Origin of the sequence: Algibacter sp. L3A6 (assembly GCF_009796825.1) — a bacterium.
In the GTDB taxonomy this organism is placed as follows: Bacteria; Bacteroidota; Bacteroidia; order Flavobacteriales; family Flavobacteriaceae; genus Algibacter.
Genome location: NZ_CP047030.1, coordinates 3,527,116 through 3,548,148, shown reverse-complemented (window position 1 = coordinate 3,548,148; position 21,033 = coordinate 3,527,116). Strand labels below are relative to the sequence as shown.

Here is a 21,033-nt window from a genome sequence, read left to right as displayed (position 1 = left end):
TATAAATTAAAATGGTTTATTTTAATTCTTTGATTTTACTTCTTCTTCTACTTCAAAATTTTCTCTTATTAAACCCGCTAAATCCTTTTTTGAAACTCTAATGTATAAAGCATGTTTAAAGGTACCATTTGTAAGTCGAACATTTTTATCGTTACGAATTAAAAACGTTCTTCGGTAAGCCTCTTCTGATAGTTTTTCTATTTGAAATTCTGAGCAATAATCACAAAACACTTTTTTAACCTTAATTTCTGATGGATGACTATCTACATAGTCAATCGCAGCGTAAACTTTTATTTGTAATGAATCTTTTTGGTATCCAACCTGAGATTGAACCTGATTAAAACAAAATAAAGTTAAAATTAATATGATTAAAGCGTATCTCATTCATTATTTTTCATCTTTCCAATTCAAACGGTCCATTTGATTGTATGGCCATGGTGCTCCGTTATTTTCAATATTGGTCATCATGTTATTAAGCTCCGTTGGGGCCGCACTTTGTTCCATAACTAAATAACGACGCATTTCAATAATTATCGATAAAGGATCTATACTTACAGGGCAAGCCTCTACACAAGCATTACAACTTGTACATGCCCAAATTTCTTCGTTTGTTATATAATCACCAAGAAGCTGCTTACCGTCGTCTTTAAATTCACCATTGTTGGCATCGATGTTTTTACCAACTTCTTCTAGACGGTCACGTGTGTCCATCATTATTTTTCGAGGTGATAATTTTTTACCTGTTAAGTTTGCAGGGCATTCGCTAGTACAGCGTCCGCACTCGGTACATGTATAAGCATTTAATAAACTTACCCAACTTAAATCTTGCACATCACTAGCTCCAAATTTAGCAGGAACTTCATCGGCATCGCCTTCTGCTGGTGCAGCAAATGGATCGGCATTAGGATCCATCATTAGTTTTACCTCATTAGTTACCGATTCTAAATTATTGAATTGACCCTTTGGCTTTAATTTACCGTAAAACGTATTTGGGAACGCTAATAATATGTGTAAATGCTTTGAGAAATATAGATAGTTTAAGAAAATTAAAATACCAACAATATGTATCCACCAAGCACTACGCTCTATAAAATGCAACGTTGCTTCGGGTAAACCTGAAAACATTGGTGCAATATATTGACTGATAACATTTCCTGAGTTTAACCCTTGGAAATGCAAATCGGTAGCATTCATTATTAAGAAAAGGCTCATTAAAACCATTTCGAAATACAAAATGATGTTTCCATCGTTTTTTGGCCAACCAGTCATTTCGCTTTTCAAAAAACGTTGAATCTTGATTACATTTCTACGTATCCAAAATATGATAACTGATACAAAAACTAGACATGCTAAAACTTCAAAAGTACCTATTAAAAATCCATATACAGATGTTGGTAAAACACTTAAACCTATACGGTGTGTACCAAAAAGACCATCGATTATAATTTCTAGAACTTCAATATTTATAATAACGAAACCGACGTAAACCACAATGTGTAGAAATCCTGAAACAGGACGACGCACCATTTTACTTTGCCCAAGAGCAATGCGTGCCATGTTTTTCCAGCGTTCGGGTTTGTTATCGCTAACATCAACATCTTGACCGAGGTTAATGTTACGGAATAGTTTTTTTACATTTTTTGCAAAATATCCAATGCCACAAAATAAAATTATAGCGAATACTATGTTTGGTAAATATGTCATTTAAATCTTAGTTAGTTTCTGGTTCTTGGTATGGAATTTCTTTCTTAGAAAGAATTCTAGTATAGCGGTTTGGGTGTAATTTAAAATCTAACAATAGAGACTCTAATTCTGCGGTTGCACCTTCTAAATTATCGTATAAATCGTCGTCTTTTAATAGTTTGCCCATGGTACCTTCTCCCTTTTCTAGGTTTGCCATAATGTTTTCAAAACTCGCTAGCGTAGTTTCTAAATTCTTCATGGTAGCTGCTAAATCAGTTTTAGAAAGTTCTCCCGTCATTTTAGCCAAATCGTTACTTGCACTTTCAGCATTAGTTAAAACTGTAGTGATTTTAGATTGATTGGTTTGCATGATATTATTTAAAGCTTTTGAAGTGCCTTGAAAAGAATTCATGGTTTCACTCAAACTAGCCAAACTAGACTTTAAGTTTGCCTTTCCTTTTTCATCTAAAACATCATTTAAATTAGAAATTAAAGCATCGGCACTTGTAAGCATAATTTCAATTTTAGCTTGTAACGGTGTTAATTGACTTGCTAAGGCATCTGTTAAACCTGCTTTTATTTTTCCTGTTAACATAGCTCCATTTTCAGCTGTTCCTGCATTATCAAAAGCTGGTATAATAGCTACGGCTTTTCCGCCTATTAAACCTGTATCATACAATTGTGCGATACTGTTTTTTGAAAATTCAAAATCATTATCCACCAATAATTCTACTAATAATTTACCCGAACCATCGCCTTTAAATTTCAAACTAATAACTTTTCCAACGTTAAGACCATTAATAGTTACAGGTGTTGCTGGTGCTAAACCTTCAACATTATCGTAAACTGCGTAGTAGGTTTTAGAACTATCTAATAGGTTCTGCCCTTTTAGGTAATTAAACCCAAATATGAAAAGGATAATTCCTAATAATACTAATATGCCTGTTTTTACTTCTCTAGATATTTTCAAATTGTATTTTCTTTAAATAACAAAGACAAATTTAAGATAATTTTAAAAAGAATGCTCTTATTTTCTGAATTACCTTTTTAAAGCTTCAGTAAGACTTACTTTTTTGCCATTCTTAAAAGCAACAACAAAACTAGACTTATAGCCTTTACTTTTTGCATCGCTCACTAATTGCTTTGTTTGTGTGTAGTTTGATGTAGAACCGTAATAATACTTGTATAAGTTTCCTGCTTTTTCTTTAGAAATAGTAGATAAACCTTTAAAATTATAGGGTTTTGTTGCTATGGATTTTGAGCTAGCTGCTATTTGTATCTTAAAAGTAACGTCCTTATATATGTCATCACTTGTTGAGGCCGTTTCTTCAACTTCATCTTCAAAAATAGTATGTGCAACATTTTGCTCTATGGAAGCTTTGTATTGCAAAATAGCATCTGTAATAGCCTTAGACATATCTTGTTGTCCTTTTTTCGAATTTAAATACGCACCCTCTTTATTATTTGTTAAAAACCCCAACTCTACCAAAACACTTGGCATTACAGTTTGGTGTAACACAATAAAACCGGCTTGCTTAACACTTCTATCTTTTCGTTTTAATTTACCAACAAAATTACTCTGAATTAAACTTGCCAATTGAATACTTTGATCTAGATAATCTTCCATACCCATCATGATACTAATTGCCGATTCTGGTGAATTAGGATCATATCCAGCGTAATTTTGGTGATAATTATCTTCTAATAAAATTACTGAGTTTTCCTTTTTGGCAACTTCAAAATTCGTATTGTTTCTGTGTAAACCTAAAACAAAAGTACCCGCTCCATAAGCTTGAGAAGTGTGAGAATCGCAATGCACAGACACAAATAAATCGGCCTTAGCCTTATTTGCAATTTTACCACGAACAAATAAATCTATGAATTTATCTTCCTTTCGGGTATAAATAACTTCAATATTTGGGTTTTTCTCTAAAGCACTCCCAATGGCTAAAACCACTTTTAATGCAATATCTTTTTCTTTATAACCATTACCCATATTACCAGGGTCTTTACCGCCATGCCCTGCATCTAGTACAACAACAAACTTATCGCCGTCGTTATTTCCATTATTTGCATATGAAGAAAATGTTAATACTAATATAAAAGATACGAAAAGTAATAAGGTGTTCGTTTTCATGAGATAAATCAGATTGTGTTTTAAACCGGTGTATTAAAAAATACGGCTATTTTTAAAATTAAAAGCATGCCATTTAAAAAATAGTAACGATTAAAATACTCGGTTTAGTTTAATTTAAAATTTTTCTAAGAATATAAAACATTCACAGAAAAATATATGTAATTTTGGCTTTTCAAAAACCGAGCCATACTTTTACAAAAATACATTTAAAAGCGTTGCAGACAAACAACTTTAATATACTTTTTGCACTAAGTTTTACCATGTTTATTAACATGCTAAGCTTTGGGCAGGACATCAAAAAAAAGACGGATTCTATTAAACCTTCTGTTGAAAATCGGGTGACAATAAAAACCGATAGTGTACTAGCACCAATAATTGATGAAAAAGTTCAGGATTCCACTAAAACCGATTCTATCAAACCTAAAAAAGGTCTTTTAGAAAATAAAGTGGTTTACAGTGCGGTAGATTACACCACCTTCAATCAAATAAAACACAAACTGTATTTATATAATCAAGCCAAAATTGATTATGGTGACATGAACATTTCTGCAGGAAGTATTATTGTAGATTATACAACAAACACCGTTCGTGCTCGAGGTATTATTGATACTACTGGTGAATACACTCAAAAACCCGTATTTACACAAGGAAGTAGCGTGGTAGAGCCCGACTCTATTGTTTTTAATTCAAAATCTAAAAAAGCACTTATATATAATTCTAAAACCGAGCAAGGTGAAGGAACTGTAATTGCTAGTATCACAAAAAAGGAAAACGATTCGGTTTACTTCTTAAAGAACGCAAAATATACAACAGCTGAAAATCTTGAAGATCCAGATTATTATATTAAGCTAAGAAAAGCAAAAATTGTTCCCGGTAAAAAAATTGTAACAGGCTTAGCTAACTTGTTTATTTACGATGTACCAACACCAATAGGATTACCTTTTGCCTTTTTCCCTCAGACTGAAACACATACATCAGGTGTTATTTTACCTAGTTTCGGTGAGCAAAACGATCGAGGTTTCTTTTTACAAAACGGTGGATACTATTTTGCAATTAACGACCATGTAGATTTAACTGTTTTGGGAGATTATTACACTAATGGAAGTTACGGACTAAGAGTTGAAAACACTTACGCAAAGCGCTATAAGTACAGAGGTAATGTAGCTTTTAGATATGAAAGTTTAATAACGAGTGAACTTGGTTTTTCCGATTATGCTAAAAACACATTATACAACTTAAGATGGTCTCATAGTCAAGACGCTAAAGCCAATCCTAATTCACGTTTTTCTGCCTCGGTAAACCTTGGTAGTAGTAATTATTATAGTGGATCGTTAAACCAAGTAAATTTAGCAAACCGATTTAATAATACATTATCATCTTCGGTTTCTTATTCTAAAACTTTTCAAGGGGAACCACAGGTTAATGTTAGCTTAACAGCAACACACTCGCAAAATACGCAAACAGAAACTATTAATATGACGTTGCCTACACTGCAAGGTAGTATTGGTAGAATGTATCCTTTTGCTCCTAAAACAGGTTCTAAAAAAGGGATTATTCAAAATATAAATTTACAGTATAATCTGCGTGGGGAAAACAGAATTGAAACTACAGATTCTTTATTCTTTAAAAAGGAAATGTTTGACGATGCTCAAGCAGGGTTTCAACACAGTATTCCGTTAACCACAAACTTTAAGTTATTCAAATATTTTAGTATGAGTACTAGTGCAAACTTCAATGAAGTTTGGACATTTAAAACTATTGATAAAAGTTTCGACACTACAACTAGAGAAACAGTTACGGAAACAGTAAATGGCTTCGATTCTTTTAGAACTTATAATTTTAGTACAAGTTTAGGAACTACCATTTATGGTATGTTCGATTTTGAAAAAGAAGGTAAAGACCCTAAAATACAAAAAATAAGGCACGTTATGCGTCCTGCTATTAGTTACAATATTAACCCGGCTTTCGATAAATATTATGATACTTACGAGGTTGTAAGTGCCGATGGAGAAACAAAAGAAGACGTATCCTTCACCCGATTTGAAGAAAGCATATTCGGTACACCAGGTCAAACATTTTCTAGCTCTATGGGTATTTCATTATCTAATAATATAGAAGCTAAAGTACGCGATAAAGATAGCACGGCTACCGAGCCTAAAAAGGTGGTTTTACTTAATAACTTAAACTTTTCTACATCTTATAATTTTGCTGGAGACTCTTTACAATGGAGCCCAATAAGAATGAGTGGTGGTACACAACTTTTCGACAATCAATTAAGTTTGAATTTTGGAGCAACTTTAGATCCTTACGCTCTTGATAACAACAATAATAGAATTGATACTTTTAATGTTGATAACGGCGGAAGCTTATTTAGATTAACTAGTGCAAACATGACTGCTAGTTGGTCGTTATCTAGTGATAAGAAGGGTAAAAAAGATTCTAAAGACGACGATAGAAATCGTGATGAAAACTTACAAGGTGGTGGCCGTGACGATGATATGTTTGGTGTATCTCAAGATTTTTCTAAACCTATCGATAAAAAAGACGATGAAGATAAAGACGCTAAAAGTGCTCTTTATCGTTACAAAATTCCATGGAGTTTACGTTTAGCTTATGCTGTAAATTACTCTAATTCCACAAGGCAAAACGAAATATCATCGCACTCTTTAATGTTCTCTGGAGATATTCAATTATCAGATAAATGGTCTATTGGAGCATCATCTGGTTACGATGTTAAAAACAATGGTTTCACCTCTACTCAACTTCGTTTTGAGCGTGATTTAGAAAGCTGGAGAATGAACTTGAGCTGGGTTCCTTTTGGAACTTATTCCTCATGGAATTTCTTCATAGGTATAAAATCTAGCCTCTTACAAGATCTTAAATACGAAAAACGTAAATCGGCAGATACTCAATTATAAAATTAAAGGTGCTATATTTTTGTTTACACAGAAGTATATATTCATTATTTTTATAGCTGAACTTAATCGATTTTCAACCTTATAAATAATTTTACAGATGAAAAAAATAATCACAACTACCGAAGCTCCAGCACCTATAGGTCCATATAATCAAGCTGTTTTAACAGGAAACACATTATATACGTCTGGACAAATAGCTATTAACCCAGGAACTGGCGAGCTTGTTTTAGAAAATATTAAAACTGAAACTACACAGGTAATGAATAACCTAAAAGCCGTTTTAAAAGCAGCTGACATGACTTTTGAAAATGTTATTAAATCGACGATTTTTATTAGTAATATGGACGATTTTGTAAACATCAACGAGGTTTACGGAAGTTATTTTGACGACGCCACAGCACCTGCACGCGAAACCGTACAAGTCGCTAGACTGCCTAAAAATGTAAATGTAGAAATTAGTGTTATCGCAATAAAATAGATAACACCCTTAGATTCTAAAGCGCATACTTATCCAACAACTCTTTTAGTTTTGGTAACTCAAGAGGTTTTGCTAAAAATTCATTAGCACCGGCTTGTTTTGCGCTTTCAATATCTTCTTCAAAAGCACTTGCTGATACGGCTATAATTGGTGTTTTATGTTGTTGATACTTTTTGGTTTTTATAATCTCACGGGTGGCTTCATAACCATCCATATCTGGCATATAGATATCCATAAAAATCATATCGAAATCTAATATTTTATAAAGTTCTACAGCTTCTAAACCGTTTTTCGCAAACGTACAATCGGCACCTTGCTTCTCAAGTAAAAACTTAATTACTTTTTGATTCATTCTATTATCTTCCGCAACCAACACATTAAATTTAGAATGAAGCGCAGGTGTTGCTTCTTCAACCATTTTAATATTAAGTGTCTTTTTTAATTGAAGGCTAAAATAAAAGGTAGACCCTTCGTTCTCTTTACTTTCAAGCTTTAAGGTTCCGCCCATAAGCTTAACCAACTTTCTCGAAATAGAAAGTCCTAAACCAGCACCGCGATAATCTTTAATAATAGAGGCCGGAATATTGGTATCATCATCAAAAAAGCGCTTAACCTCGTCAGATCGCATCCCTACTCCAGTATCCTTTACATAAAATGTTACAATCTGTTCATGATCTATTCCTACGGTTTGATCTATTATAATCGAAATCTTCCCTGCATTAGTAAATTTGATAGCGTTATTAATCAAGTTAATTAAAACCTGTTGTATTCTAGAAGAATCACCGTATACTAAAGATTTATCTTTTTCTTCAAATAAAAATTTAAAATCGAATTCTAATCCTTTTTCCCAAGCTTGGTATTCAAATACTTTGAATAGATTACCTAAATCTTGTTTTAAGTCTATAGCGATAAAATTCAGCTTCACATCAGCACTATCCACTTCCGCATTATCCGTAACCATTTTCACTAATTGCAATAAATGCATCGATGAGAACTCTGCAATTTCTACCTGAGCCACTTGGTCGCCATCCAAATTGGTTTGTTTAAGCATATTTAGCATACCTAAAACCGTGTTAAGTGGTGTACGCACCTCATAACTCATGTTGGCTAAGTAGATTGATTTGTGCTCAGCTAAATTTTCAGATTTCTCTAAATCTCTTTTTAATTCCTTTATTCTAGATGTCAAATTTTCTTTTATTACTTCATTCTTCAATAAACTCTTTAAAAAGAATTGTAAAGCAAAAACCTGAATAACAGCAACTACGAAAAGAAATAAGGCTGCTAATTCAGCATAAATTTTATCATCAACAAAAAGATAACCAATTATTAAAATAGCCGCAATAGAAGTGAAAATTGAAAAAGATAATTTCTTTTTTACGGTAATATACTTTACAGACTCCGGGATAAAATTCATTTATAATTGGCAGGTTAACAAATCAAAAAATATATTGATTAAAACACTAATATAATTAATTAGTGACTCATAGTTATATTCTTTTTGTTTAAATTTAAATTTTCTTTTAATAATTTTCAATAAAATACAATCGATAGTAATGCGCATAGAAAACGAAATAAAATTAGGCTTTAAAGATGTTATGTTCCGCCCGAAAAGATCAACTTTAAAAAGCCGATCGGAAGTAAGTTTAGAGCGTGAATTTAAATTTTTACACAGTACTACAGTTTGGAACGGCATCCCGATTATGGCTGCTAATATGGATACGGTGGGCACTTTTGAAATGGCCAAATCTCTTGCTAATAAAGGTCTTTTTTCTGCCATACATAAACATTATACCATTTTGGAATGGAAAGCATTTTTATCTTCTATTTCAGAAAAACACTTAAATCATATTGCTGTTAGTACAGGTATCGGTAAAAACGATTCTGAAAAACTTGCGGCCATATTTAAAATAAATCCAGAACTGAAATTTATCTGTATTGATGTCGCAAATGGCTATTCGGAATATTTTGCAGATTTTGTAAAAAGCACTCGAAAACAATATCCAGATAAAGTTATTATTGCTGGCAACGTTGTTACTGGCGAAATGGTAGAAGAACTAATTCTATCTGGTGCCGATATAGTAAAAGTTGGTATTGGTCCAGGATCTGTTTGTACAACTCGTGTAAAAACCGGTGTTGGTTACCCTCAACTTTCAGCTATAATAGAATGTGCCGATGCTGCTCACGGATTAGGCGGACACATTATTAGTGATGGTGGTTGCACAACTCCTGGTGATATTGCCAAGGCTTTTGGAGCAGGAGCCGATTTTGTTATGTTAGGCGGTATGCTTGCCGGGCATGATGAAAGTGGCGGTGATATGATTGAAAAAAACGGTAAACAATTCCGTAAGTTTTATGGTATGAGTTCTTCCACGGCTATGGACAAACATGTTGGTGGTGTTGCAGAATATCGCGCTAGTGAAGGTAAAACAGTCGAAGTGCCTTATAAAGGCCCTGTAGATATTACTTTACAAGATATTTTGGGTGGTTTACGCAGTACTTGTACCTATGTTGGTGCTTCTCGATTAAAGGAACTCACTAAACGTACTACTTTTATTAGAGTTAACGAGCAAGAAAATAGATTTTACAATCATTAACATGACATGGTTCCAAAATAATTACCATGAATATTTATCAAAAAAAGGATAAACAATCACAAAACTCATCAAATCATCATTTTTTATCAGCATAATTTTCAATGTTTTAATAGTTATAATAAAGCGCTTAGTTTTATTCGAAACCCCTATTTTACAATGAAAATTAATGTATTTTTATAAGAATCTTTTTTACTAATAAATTCATTCAAAATAAACCAAGAAATTTATGGCGTTAAAAATTGTAATCTCACACAAAACAAAGTACAAGTATGATAGACCTATAAATCTATCTCCACATATTTTTAGATTACGTCCTGCCCCACATAGCAGAACGCCAATTGAGGCTTATTCTATAAAAATTAAACCGGAAAATCAATTTTTCAACTGGCAACAAGATGCCTTTGGTAATTATTTAGCACGATTAATTTTTCCTGATAAAACAACTGAGCTTTCTGTTGAAGTTGAAATTATTGCCGATTTAAAAACGATAAATCCTTTTGACTTTTTTGTTGAAGAAGCTGCGGAAGAATATCCGTTTACTTATAGCGATACCATTAAAAAGGAACTTCTACCCTATTTAGAAATTACAGATAATGGGCCGCTTATTCATGAATTTATTAAAACTTTAGATTATACGCCAAGAAAAACAATCTATTTTTTAATTGACATCAATCAGAAAATATACGAGTTCTTAAGCTATAATATTAGACTAGACCCTGGTGTACAAACCTGTGAAGAAACACTACTTCAAAAAAACGGATCGTGTCGTGATTATGCTTGGCTATTTGTACAAGTATTAAGGCACTTAGGCTTTGGAGCACGTTTTGTTTCAGGATATTTAGTACAATTAAAATCTGATGAAAAATCGCTTGACGGTCCTTCTGGTCCTGAGGAAGATTTTACAGATTTACATGCTTGGGCAGAGGTTTATTTACCTGGTGCTGGTTGGATTGGTTTCGATGCTACATCGGGATTATTAGCTGGAGAAGGCCATATTCCTTTAGCTTGTACCCCTTCATTTGAAAGTGCTGCACCTGTTTCTGGAATGACAGATATTTGTGAAACTGAGTTTGAATTTGAAAATTCCGTAAAACGTATTTTCGAATCGCCTCGTGTTACAAAACCATACACAGATAAACAATGGAACGATATCTATAAACTTGGTTTTAAAGTTGAAAAAGAACTAGAAAAAGGTGATGTACGCTTAACCATGGGTGGCGAGCCAACCTTTGTTTCTATAGATGATATGGAATCGCCGGAATGGAACACCGATGCCGATGGGCCACATAAAAGACAACTAGCCGACGACTTAACAAAGCGCCTATTTAATAAATTTGCTAAAGGCGGATTTTTACACCGTGCACAAGGTAAATGGTATCCTGGAGAACCTTTACCACGTTGGGGAACGGAGCTTTGTTGGCGTAAAGATGGTAGAGTAATTTGGCATAACGAAAAATTACTTTCAACCTTTGCTGATAATAAAGTTGTACCAGAAAATGCAGATAAATTATTTTTAGAGACCTTAACTCAATATTTAGGTGTTACCGATAAAACGATAATGCCTGCCTTTGAAGATGCCTTTTATTTCCTTTGGGAAGAAGGTAATTTACCCACAGATATTGATCCAAGGGAAGATAAAGACGGTTCGTTAATTCAAAAGAAATTAGGCGAAATATTAGAACAGGGCACAAATAAAGTTGTTGGTTATTTAATGCCATTAAACAATAGTTTTGGTCAATGGCTTACTTGTGACTGGCAGTTTAGACGTAATCATTTGTTTTTAACGCCTGGTAATTCACCTGTTGGTTTACGTTTGCCTTTATCTTCGTTAGTTCATAAATCAGAATATGAAGAATTTCCAAAATTCGAACCCGATCAATTTACCAAACGTGGTAGATTCCCGAGTTATAAAAAAGTAGCGACCAACAGATATGCCGATTACATTAATGGTGATCTTGAAAGTCCAAAAACTAATTATTTTATTAGAACTGCACTTTGCGCCGAGGTTAGAGACCAAAAACTATATTTATTTTTACCACCATTAGATTGTGCTGAGTATTACTTAGATTTACTTTCGTCTATCGAAGCGACAGCAAAAGCATTAAATATTCCGGTGATTTTAGAAGGTTATCCTGCACCAAAAGATAATAGATTGGAGTCCTTAAAAATTACTCCCGATCCTGGTGTGATTGAAATTAATGTGCATCCAGCAAAAAACTGGGACGAGTTAACTAAAAATACATTTACGCTTTACGAAGAAGCAAAGCAATCGCGTTTGGGTACCGAAAAGTTTATGCTCGATGGTAAGCACACGGGAACAGGTGGTGGAAACCACGTAACCTTAGGAGGTATATCTCCTGCAGATAGTCCTTTGTTACGTAAACCTAGTTTATTACGAAGTTTATTAACGTTTTGGCAACATCATCCAGGGCTTTCTTATCTGTTTTCAGGGTCTTTTATTGGTGCAACCAGCCAAGCACCAAGAATAGATGAAGCGCGTATGGAAAACCTATACGAACTTGAAATTGCCTTTAGTCAAATACCTAAAGATGGCGAGGTTCCATTTTGGTTAACCGATAGATTGTTTAGACATTTATTAACCGATTTAACGGGTAATACACACCGTGCAGAATTTTGTATTGATAAACTATACTCACCAGATTCATCATCGGGGCGTTTAGGTATTTTAGAGCTTCGTGCTTTCGATATGCCACCACATCCTCAAATGAGTTTAATGCAGAATTTACTAGTACGAACTTTGGTTGCATGGTTCTGGAAAAAACCTTACGAGCATGATTTAGTGCGTTGGGGAACAGAATTACACGATAAATTTTTAATAGAACATTTTGTAAGAGAAGATATAAAAGATATTGTAAACTCACTAAATAAAGCAGGATATCGCTTTAAAGAAGAATGGTTTAATCCGTTTTTCGAATTTCGATTTCCTTTACATGGTATGGTAACTATAAACAACATTCATATAGAACTTCGTGCAGCTATTGAGCCTTGGAATGTTTTAGGTGAAGAAATGACTGGCGGTGGAACAGCACGTTATGTAGACTCCTCTTTGGAACGAATTCAAATTAAGGTTACAAACTTTACGGAAGAAAGATATGTTGTAACTTGCAACGGTGTTAAAGTAAACCTTAAAGCAACCTCTGTAAAAGGAGAATTTGTGGCAGGTATACGTTATAAAGCATGGGATCCATATTCTGCGTTACACCCAACTATTGGTGTAGATTCTCCTCTTGTATTTGATATTGTTGATACATGGAACAAACGTTCTATTGGTGGTTGCACCTATTTTGTATCGCATCCTGGCGGACGTTCTTACGACGTGCATCCGGTGAATAGTTACGAAGCAGAATCTAGACGAATTAACCGTTTTTGGGAATCTGGGCACACGCAAGGAGAAATCGATCCGATAAAAGAAACTATAACAGACGATAATACATCAAGTATTACCGTTAAAAAGAAAGGCAGTTCTAAAAAATTCAATTATAAAGAATTACCAGTTAATTTTGAGTTTCCGAACACAACAGATTTAAGAAAAAAGTAATTAATAAATTAAATGACCATAGATTCAAATACACTATTTCAGAATTATTTTACCAATCATAAAAATTATGATGAAGTATTGAAATCTAATATGAAAATTAACCCACAATGGGATGATTTACTATCTAATTTAACCGATGCAGGTCCCGACGAATTAATTTCTAGACAAAAGGAAATTGATTGGTTAATGGATGAAAACGGTGTAACTTACAATGTTTATAACGATCCCAAGGGCTTACATCGCGCTTGGGATTTAAGCATTGTGCCCTTTTTAATTCATGATAAAGAATGGCAAACCATTGAAAAAGGTTTAAAGCAACGTGCTGAGTTACTCAATTTAATTTTAAAAGATATCTATGGTAAGCGTGAGCTTATTAAAAACGGTATTGTACCGCACGAAGTACTGTTTGCGCATCGCGGTTTTTTACGCCAATGCGATCAAATAAAATACAACACCTCTAAAGATTTACTAATTCATGCAGCCGATTTAGCAAGAGGCCCAGATGGCCGTATGTGGGTGGTTAACGATCGTACGCAAGCACCTTCTGGTTTAGGTTATGCTTTAGAAAACAGATTCGCCATGAACAAGGCGGCATCAAATTTATTTAACGGTATTAATGTAAAACAGCCAAGCGATTTTTTTCAAGATTATAACCAAATGCTTATCGATGCGGCTCCAAAAGATATCGACAATCCAAACATTGTTATATTAACATCTGGTCCGCATAACGAAACTTATTTTGAGCATGCTTACATGTCTTCATTTCTTGGTTATCCTTTAGTAAAAGGAAACGATTTAGTGGTTAGAAATGGTAAAGTTTGGATGAAATCTTTAAAGGAATTAAAGCAAGTTCATGTTATTTTAAGGCGTGTAGACGATGTTTACATGGATCCTTTAGAACTTCGTGAAGACTCTTATTTAGGTATCGCTGGTATTCTTGACGTTATTAGGCAAAAAAACGTAAGCATTGTAAACCCAATAGGTAGTGGTGTTTTAGAAAACTCTGGTCTTATTCCGTTTATGAATGCTATTTGCAAGTATTTTTTTAATGAAGAATTACTGCTTCCGCAAATAGCTTCTTGGTGGTGTGGACAAGAAAAGGAACGAAATCATGTTTTAAAGAACATAAAAAAATATGTTGTAAAACGAATTGATCGTTCTAATAGAGAAAGTATATACTTCTGTGAATTTTTAAATGAAGCCAAATTAAATAAACTAAAAGAAGAAATATTAGCAAATCCTTACCGATTTGTAGCACAAGCTAAAATACAATTCTCTACGGCGCCAGAATTTATAGATGGCAAATTAGAGCCACGTAAAATAATGTGCAGAACCTTTGCTATCGCTAAAAAGGACAGCTACAGCATTATGCCTGGCGGTTTAGTACGTGTTGCCGCAGAACGCGAAAACTTAATAGTATCTAACCAAAGAGGTGGTATTAGTAAAGATTTTTGGGTTGTAAGTGACACTCAGCAAAACTACTTTCATAATTATGCTTGGGATAATAAATTTCGAAATCCAGTATCGGGTATTAACGATTTACCAAGCCATACAGCAGAAAACTTGTTTTGGTCTGGTCGTTACTTGGGTCGTGCACTAGTCACTTCTCGCCTATTGCGTATGTGTTTAAATAACATGCAAAGTTCGCAATATAAAAGTGGAGAAGAACCTTCTGAAAATTTAAAAATCATCTTTGAAGCCATAACCGGCATCACACATACTTTACCTGGTTTTGTTGGTAAAGGAAAAGAAGAACTTCTTAAAAATCCATTAAAAGAATTAAACGCTCTAGTTCTAGATACCTATAAAGTCGGTTCGTTAGCACAAACTTTAGGCAGTTTTAACAACTCATATTACACGCTTAGAAACTTATGGTCTAAAGATATGTGGCGCGTGTTCGATGGAATCAAAAAACTATGGAATAAGCACGATAGAGAGAAGCAATATACCGCAGCTCAATTGCTTAAACTGTTAGATAGTACTATTACTCGCCTTATTGCGTTTATGGGTTTAATTGAAGAAAGTATTTTAGTAGACCAAGGTTTACTACTTTATTTTATTGGTTTACAAACCGAACAAGCGAGTTTAACTATTGCTAAATGCAGATCTTTAATTGTGGCGAGCTATGATGAAGATTTAGAATATGAAATGCTAGAGGCTTTATTATCGAGTCATGAAAGTTTAAATATTTACCGTTACAGCTACCGATCTTACCTTAGTGTAGAAAACGTAGTGAAATTAGTTATACTTAACGATAAATACAGCCGTTCGCTTACCTATCAATTAAGTCGAATTTTAAAAGATATTGGAAAATTACCATTACCAACTGGTATTACGGGTAACTCAAAATGTTACGATTTGATTAATGAGGCCAATCAAATTATTAAAAAATCGAATATCGATACACTTTTAACGTTAGATGAAACAGAAGCTGTAAGAGAGAATTTAGAAGAGATGCTTTCTGAGCTTAGCGAATTATTGCATCAAACATCTTTATCTATTTCTGATACGTATTTCAATCATTCATATCAACAAAATCAATTGGTTAATCAAAACTTCCCACTACAATAATGGTTTTTCAATTATCACATACCACAAGTTACAAATACGGCAATGGCGTAACATTTTGCCATAATATAGCGACCTTAAAACCACGTGATTTTTTGGGACAAACCATTTTAAGTTACGATTTGGAAATTAGTCCAAAACCAACAGAAATATCTGAACGCACCGACTTTTTTGGAAACACCATTACCCGATTTTCCATACAGCAATACCATAAAGAATTAAAAGTTATTGCAAAAAGTAAAGTACTTCGTGATTATACTTTAGCGCCCGATATACATAAATCGGAAAGCGGGATCACCATTACTTTAGATGAAGCCAAACAAGAATTAAAATCTATTTCACCTGAAATTTTAGAAGTAAAACAGTTTTTACTAGAATCTATTTTAATTGCTAAAATATCTAAAAACATAAGAGACTACGCTTTAAAATCTTTTAAGCCAGATCGCCCTATATTCGAAGCGACTTCAGAATTAATGCTACGCATTTTTACCGATTTTGAGTTTAACTCAAACGCTACCAATGTGGCTACTCCTATCCAAGAAGTTATGGAAAAGAAAAAAGGAGTTTGTCAAGATTTTGCACAAATAGGGATTGCATGCTTAAGATCTATTGGCTTACCGGCTCGTTATGTTAGTGGCTATATTGAAACATTACCGCCTCCTGGAAAAGAAAAACTAATAGGAACCGATGCATCTCACGCATGGTTCTCTGTATATATTCCAAAATTTGGATGGGTAGATTTCGACCCTACAAATAATCAAATACCAAAAAACCAACACATTATTGTGGCTTATGGTCGTGATTATTATGATGTGCCACCATTAAAAGGGGTTATTTATAGTTCTGGCGCCAATAAAATGAAAGTAGCAGTAGATATTAGACCTGCGGTAGATTAACCGATTACACGCCCTGTAGAACCTTGTGCTGCAGGAAGTAATTCATAAATAAAATCAGGATCTAAATTAGCTTCTTTTCTATGAGAAACATATAGAATAGCCGTATCTGTTTCTGTTGCTATTTTATTAATTAATTCGCAAAATAAAGCGGCATCACTATCATCCAAACCATTAGTAGGTTCGTCTAAAATAAGCAAGGGCGGATTTTTAACCATCGCTCTGGCTATTAAAACCAAACGCTGATGACCACGAGAAAGCGATAAAAAACATTGTTTTCTAATATCGAACATATTTAAAACTCGTAACCAATGTTGTGCTATTTTTATTTGCGCATTCGTTGGTGTTTTATACAAACCAACGGTATCAAAAAAACCAGAAACAATCATGTTACCAATAGCATCTCGGCGGGTGAAACCGCGAAGCATTTCCGAAGAAAAATAACCAATTTTCTGTTTAATATCCCAAATACTCTCGCCACTCCCCTTTTTTACGCCAAATAACGTAATATCTTGTCCGTACGCTTTAGGATTATCTCCAAAAATCATACTTAATATGGTACTTTTACCAGATCCGTTTGGTCCCATTAATTGCCAAAATTGTCCAGATTTTATTTCCCATGAAATGGAATTTAAAATAGTACGTTCTCCATAATTAATAGATACTTGATTAAACTTGACTAAAGGATTTAAAATTTCGGGTTTATCATGATACTCTACCGTAGGCAAAGCTTCAATAAAATAAAAAGGTTCTGTTTTATTTTCTGTATTTGAAAACTCAACTAACTTATTATCTTCTACCTGATATATGCTTTTTATAAAAGGAAGAACATCTAATTTTCTATTTGCAATTTGGACAATTGAAGTTGTTTCGCTTAAAGCAGTCAACTCCTTTTCAATATGTGCTTGTGTAGCAACGTCTAAATTGCCAAAAACATTATCAATTACTAAATAATCTGGTTTTTGAGCTATTATATGATCGAGAAGTGCTTTTTTTCGTTCACCTTCTGAAGAATGAAGTAAACTATTTTTTGTTTGGGTAGCCACGTTCATTTTGCCGTGACGTATTTCTTCATCTATAAATTTATTTAAAATTTCTTCAGAAAAAAGTGCACCGTTTAAACTTGAAAAACTTGGAATTAGTTCTTCAAAAAAAATAGTTTTGATAAGGCTTTCCTTATCAAAACTATTAGATATATAAATTGCTAAATGCTTTTGCATTTATCTTTTACTTTAAATTATTGGTATGAAATGGCACTAAACCATCAATTGGTCTACGTTCAAAATTTCCAACTATAAAGCCCATTTCTTCTCCAACTTCTCTAATTTCCTTTTGAGCAAAAAAGGCTATAGATCCTGCAAAATGTACAGGTGCTGTTTTTAGCTCTTCTTTAAATTGGAAAATCATATTTTTTGCAAACAAACGAATACCGTCTTTAATTAAGTTAATGGTATACTCTGAATCTTTATGTAAGAACATAAATTCAGCAAACCCTGCTAAATACGCATTAGGACTTGGTTGTTTGTATAGGTTGTATTTAATAAAATCTGCCTCCATGTTAAACTTAGCACCAAAGGCTATTTTAACATTTTCTGGCATGTTACCAAAGTAATAATCTCTAATTAACTGCTTACCATAATAATTACCAGATGCATCATCCATTAGCGTGTAACCAAGTGATATAACGCGTTGGTGTAATACTTCGCCATCATAATAACTACAATTAGAACCTGTACCCATAATGCAAACTACAGCAGCTTCTTTTGGATCGTTAATAGTAGCGTAAACGGCAGCTAATGTATCTTCGTTAACTTCAACATGAGCATTAGTAAAAATATCTTTTAAAACAGTACTTAATAAGTCTTTCGCATTATCTGTACCACAACCAGCACCATAAAAGAACACGTGTGTTACTTTATCAGCATTAGATTTTAATTCTTTACTTTTCTTAATTAATTTATTAAGCTTTTTCTCGCTTAAAATGGCTGGGTTTAATCCTTTAGTTCGGATTTTATCCATTAATCTATTTCCGTCTTTATCTACAGCCAGCCAATCGGACTTAGTAGAACCACTATCTACAATTAAAATCATAAGTTCTTAGAATAAAAAAATCCACAGCATTATTCAAAATAAATAACACTGTGGAAATATATAAATTATTTATTATATTGATCCGATATGTTGAGCTAAATCAATTAATTTAGTTGAATAACCAAACTCGTTATCATACCAAGAAACTAATTTTACAAAACCGTCATTTAATGCCATACTTGCGTTTGCATCGAATGTACTTGTTTTTGGTTCAGATACGAAATCTTGAGATACAACACCTTCTTCAGTATAACCTAAAATACCAGCTAATTCACCTTCAGAAGCTTCTTTTAAAGCCGCTTTAATTTCAGCCCATGGAGCTGGACGCTCTAAACGACAAGTTAAATCTACCACAGATACATCAACAGTAGGGATTCTAAAAGCCATACCAGTTAATTTTCCGTTTAATTCAGGAATTACTTTTCCAACAGCTTTTGCAGCTCCAGTAGAAGCTGGTACAATGTTGTTTAAAGAAGCACGACCTAAACGGTAATCTTTTCTAGATACACCATCAACAGTAGATTGTGTAGCAGTTGCAGCGTGAACAGTTGTCATTAAACCTTCAGCAATTCCGAATTTATCGTTAATTACTTTAGCTAATGGAGCTAAACAGTTAGTAGTACAAGATGCGTTAGATACGATAGTATGTGCAGCAGTAATTTCTTTATGGTTTACACCCATAACGAACATTGGCGCATCGGCAGATGGTGCAGAAATTGCAACCTTTTTAGCTCCAGCAGTAATATGTTTTTGAGCACCTTCTAAAGTTGTGAAGATACCAGTACAATCTAAAACAACGTCTGCTCCAATAGCATCCCATTTTAAATCTTCAGGGTTACGTTCTGCAGTAACTCTAATTGTATTTCCGTTTACTACTAAGTTACCATCTTTAGTTTCGATAGTTCCATCAAACTGTCCGTGAACAGAATCGAACTTTAATAAGTAAGCTAAATGATCAACATCTAATAAATCATTAATTCCTACTACTTCAATATCATTAGATCTAGAAGCTGCTACTCTAAAAGCAATTCTACCTATTCTACCAAATCCGTTAATTCCAATTTTTAATTTTGACATATTCTTGTTTATAAATGTTAAGTGCTCATGATATCTGAGACACGCAATAATTCTAAGTTAATTTTTGTTTTTCCTTTTATGGCATTATCTAAAGGAGTAAGCTGCATTTTATTATTAATTAAACCTACCATATAGTTAGATTTACCTTCTAATAAAGAATCTACGGCTTTAACGCCCATTCTACTCGCTAAAACACGATCGAAACAAGATGGAGAACCACCACGTTGCATGTGTCCTAACACAGATACTCTAACATCGTAACCTTCCATGTTTTCATCAACATAGTCCTTAAGTTCAAAAATATTTTTACCTATTTTATCTCCTTCGGCAACCACTACAATACTAGACGATTTACCTGATTTCCTACTTTTATTCAACGATTCTACTAATCTATCTAATCCTAAATCTTCTTCAGGAATTAAAATCTCTTCAGCACCACCAGCAATACCAACATTTAGAGCAATATGCCCAACATCACGCCCCATAACCTCTATAAAAAACAAACGATTATGTGAACTTGCTGTATCTCTAATTTTATCAATAGCTTCTACTACGGTGTTTTGAGCCGTATCGAAACCTAATGTATGAGACGTTCCAACAATATCATTATCGATAGTTCCTGGAATACCGATTACTGGGAAACCGAACTCTTCGTTAAAAACCAATGCGCCGGTAAACGTACCATCACCACCAATAGCAACTAAAGCATCAATCCCTGCTTTGTTTAATTGATCGTAAGCTTTTTGACGGCCTTCTTTGGTTCTAAATTCTGCAGAACGTGCCGATTTTAATATCGTTCCGCCTTTATTAATAATTCCTTTTACGCTACGAGCACCCATCGATTCAAAATCGCCTTCCATTAAGCCTTCGTAACCTCTATATATACCAATACATTCTATATTGTAGTAGGCACAAGACCTTACTACCGAACGTATGGCGGCATTCATACCTGGAGAATCTCCTCCTGATGTAAACACTCCTATTTTCTTTATTTTATTTGGCATTTATTTCTTATAATTAAAACGTAAATTTAAT

The 21,033-nt window shown here is 33.7% G+C and carries 15 protein-coding genes; 6 read left to right on the top strand and 9 right to left on the bottom strand.

The window, feature by feature from the left end:
* Positions 1 to 21 precede the first annotated feature (21 nt).
* The 4 genes from GQR98_RS14715 to GQR98_RS14700 form a co-directional block, all read right to left on the bottom strand.
* A complete protein-coding gene (locus tag GQR98_RS14715; protein WP_159020161.1) occupies positions 22 to 384 on the bottom strand; it encodes a hypothetical protein in 363 nt (120 codons plus the stop codon).
* A gap of 3 nt (positions 385 to 387) precedes the next feature.
* Positions 388 to 1,704: a (Fe-S)-binding protein gene (locus tag GQR98_RS14710; protein WP_159020160.1), complete on the bottom strand. Its 1,317-nt coding sequence runs from the start codon at positions 1,702 to 1,704 to the stop codon at positions 388 to 390.
* Positions 1,705 to 1,711: 7 nt separating this feature from the next.
* Entirely contained in the window at positions 1,712 to 2,653 is a 942-nt protein-coding gene (locus GQR98_RS14705; RefSeq protein ID WP_159020159.1) for an MlaD family protein, read from the bottom strand.
* A gap of 69 nt (positions 2,654 to 2,722) precedes the next feature.
* Positions 2,723 to 3,820 (bottom strand): N-acetylmuramoyl-L-alanine amidase, encoded by a 1,098-nt coding sequence (locus GQR98_RS14700; RefSeq protein WP_159020158.1) that lies wholly within the window; start codon positions 3,818 to 3,820, stop codon positions 2,723 to 2,725.
* 164 nt (positions 3,821 to 3,984) lie between these two features.
* Here GQR98_RS14700 and GQR98_RS14695 point away from each other — a divergent pair, with 164 nt between their 5' ends.
* The gene (locus tag GQR98_RS14695; RefSeq protein ID WP_159020157.1) at positions 3,985 to 6,738 is read left to right on the top strand and encodes a putative LPS assembly protein LptD; all 2,754 of its coding nucleotides are present in this window, start codon (positions 3,985 to 3,987) and stop codon (positions 6,736 to 6,738) included.
* Positions 6,739 to 6,835: 97 nt separating this feature from the next.
* On the top strand, positions 6,836 to 7,216 hold the full coding sequence (locus GQR98_RS14690) for a RidA family protein (protein WP_159020156.1): 381 nt from the start codon (positions 6,836 to 6,838) through the stop codon (positions 7,214 to 7,216).
* A gap of 16 nt (positions 7,217 to 7,232) precedes the next feature.
* On the opposite strand, the gene GQR98_RS14685 is transcribed toward GQR98_RS14690, so the two are convergent.
* Entirely contained in the window at positions 7,233 to 8,630 is a 1,398-nt protein-coding gene (locus tag GQR98_RS14685) for a response regulator (protein ID WP_159020155.1), read from the bottom strand.
* A gap of 139 nt (positions 8,631 to 8,769) precedes the next feature.
* Here GQR98_RS14685 and GQR98_RS14680 point away from each other — a divergent pair, with 139 nt between their 5' ends.
* From GQR98_RS14680 to GQR98_RS14665, 4 genes are all read left to right on the top strand, one after another.
* Positions 8,770 to 9,810 (top strand): GMP reductase, encoded by a 1,041-nt coding sequence (locus GQR98_RS14680; RefSeq protein ID WP_159020154.1) that lies wholly within the window; start codon positions 8,770 to 8,772, stop codon positions 9,808 to 9,810.
* Between the two features lie 226 nt (positions 9,811 to 10,036).
* Positions 10,037 to 13,369, top strand: a complete 3,333-nt coding sequence (locus GQR98_RS14675; protein ID WP_159020153.1) for a DUF2126 domain-containing protein — start codon at positions 10,037 to 10,039, stop codon at positions 13,367 to 13,369.
* A gap of 12 nt (positions 13,370 to 13,381) precedes the next feature.
* Positions 13,382 to 15,940, top strand: a complete 2,559-nt coding sequence (locus tag GQR98_RS14670) for a circularly permuted type 2 ATP-grasp protein (protein ID WP_159020152.1) — start codon at positions 13,382 to 13,384, stop codon at positions 15,938 to 15,940.
* Positions 15,940 to 16,833 (top strand): transglutaminase N-terminal domain-containing protein, encoded by an 894-nt coding sequence (locus GQR98_RS14665; protein ID WP_159020151.1) that lies wholly within the window; start codon positions 15,940 to 15,942, stop codon positions 16,831 to 16,833. The genes GQR98_RS14670 and GQR98_RS14665 overlap by 1 nt, the downstream gene beginning before the upstream one ends.
* Here GQR98_RS14665 and GQR98_RS14660 read toward each other — a convergent pair.
* The 4 genes from GQR98_RS14660 to pfkA form a co-directional block, all read right to left on the bottom strand.
* Positions 16,830 to 18,050: an ATP-binding cassette domain-containing protein gene (locus GQR98_RS14660; RefSeq protein WP_159020150.1), complete on the bottom strand. Its 1,221-nt coding sequence runs from the start codon at positions 18,048 to 18,050 to the stop codon at positions 16,830 to 16,832. The genes GQR98_RS14665 and GQR98_RS14660 overlap by 4 nt on opposite strands.
* A 7-nt stretch (positions 18,051 to 18,057) precedes the next feature.
* Positions 18,058 to 18,921, bottom strand: coding sequence for an N-acetylglucosamine kinase (locus GQR98_RS14655; protein ID WP_159020149.1), 864 nt, complete (start codon positions 18,919 to 18,921; stop codon positions 18,058 to 18,060).
* Between the two features lie 72 nt (positions 18,922 to 18,993).
* Entirely contained in the window at positions 18,994 to 19,998 is a 1,005-nt protein-coding gene (gap, locus tag GQR98_RS14650) for a type I glyceraldehyde-3-phosphate dehydrogenase (RefSeq protein WP_042494878.1), read from the bottom strand.
* Between the two features lie 17 nt (positions 19,999 to 20,015).
* Positions 20,016 to 21,002 (bottom strand): 6-phosphofructokinase, encoded by a 987-nt coding sequence (gene pfkA / locus GQR98_RS14645; protein WP_159020148.1) that lies wholly within the window; start codon positions 21,000 to 21,002, stop codon positions 20,016 to 20,018.
* Positions 21,003 to 21,033 lie beyond the last annotated feature (31 nt).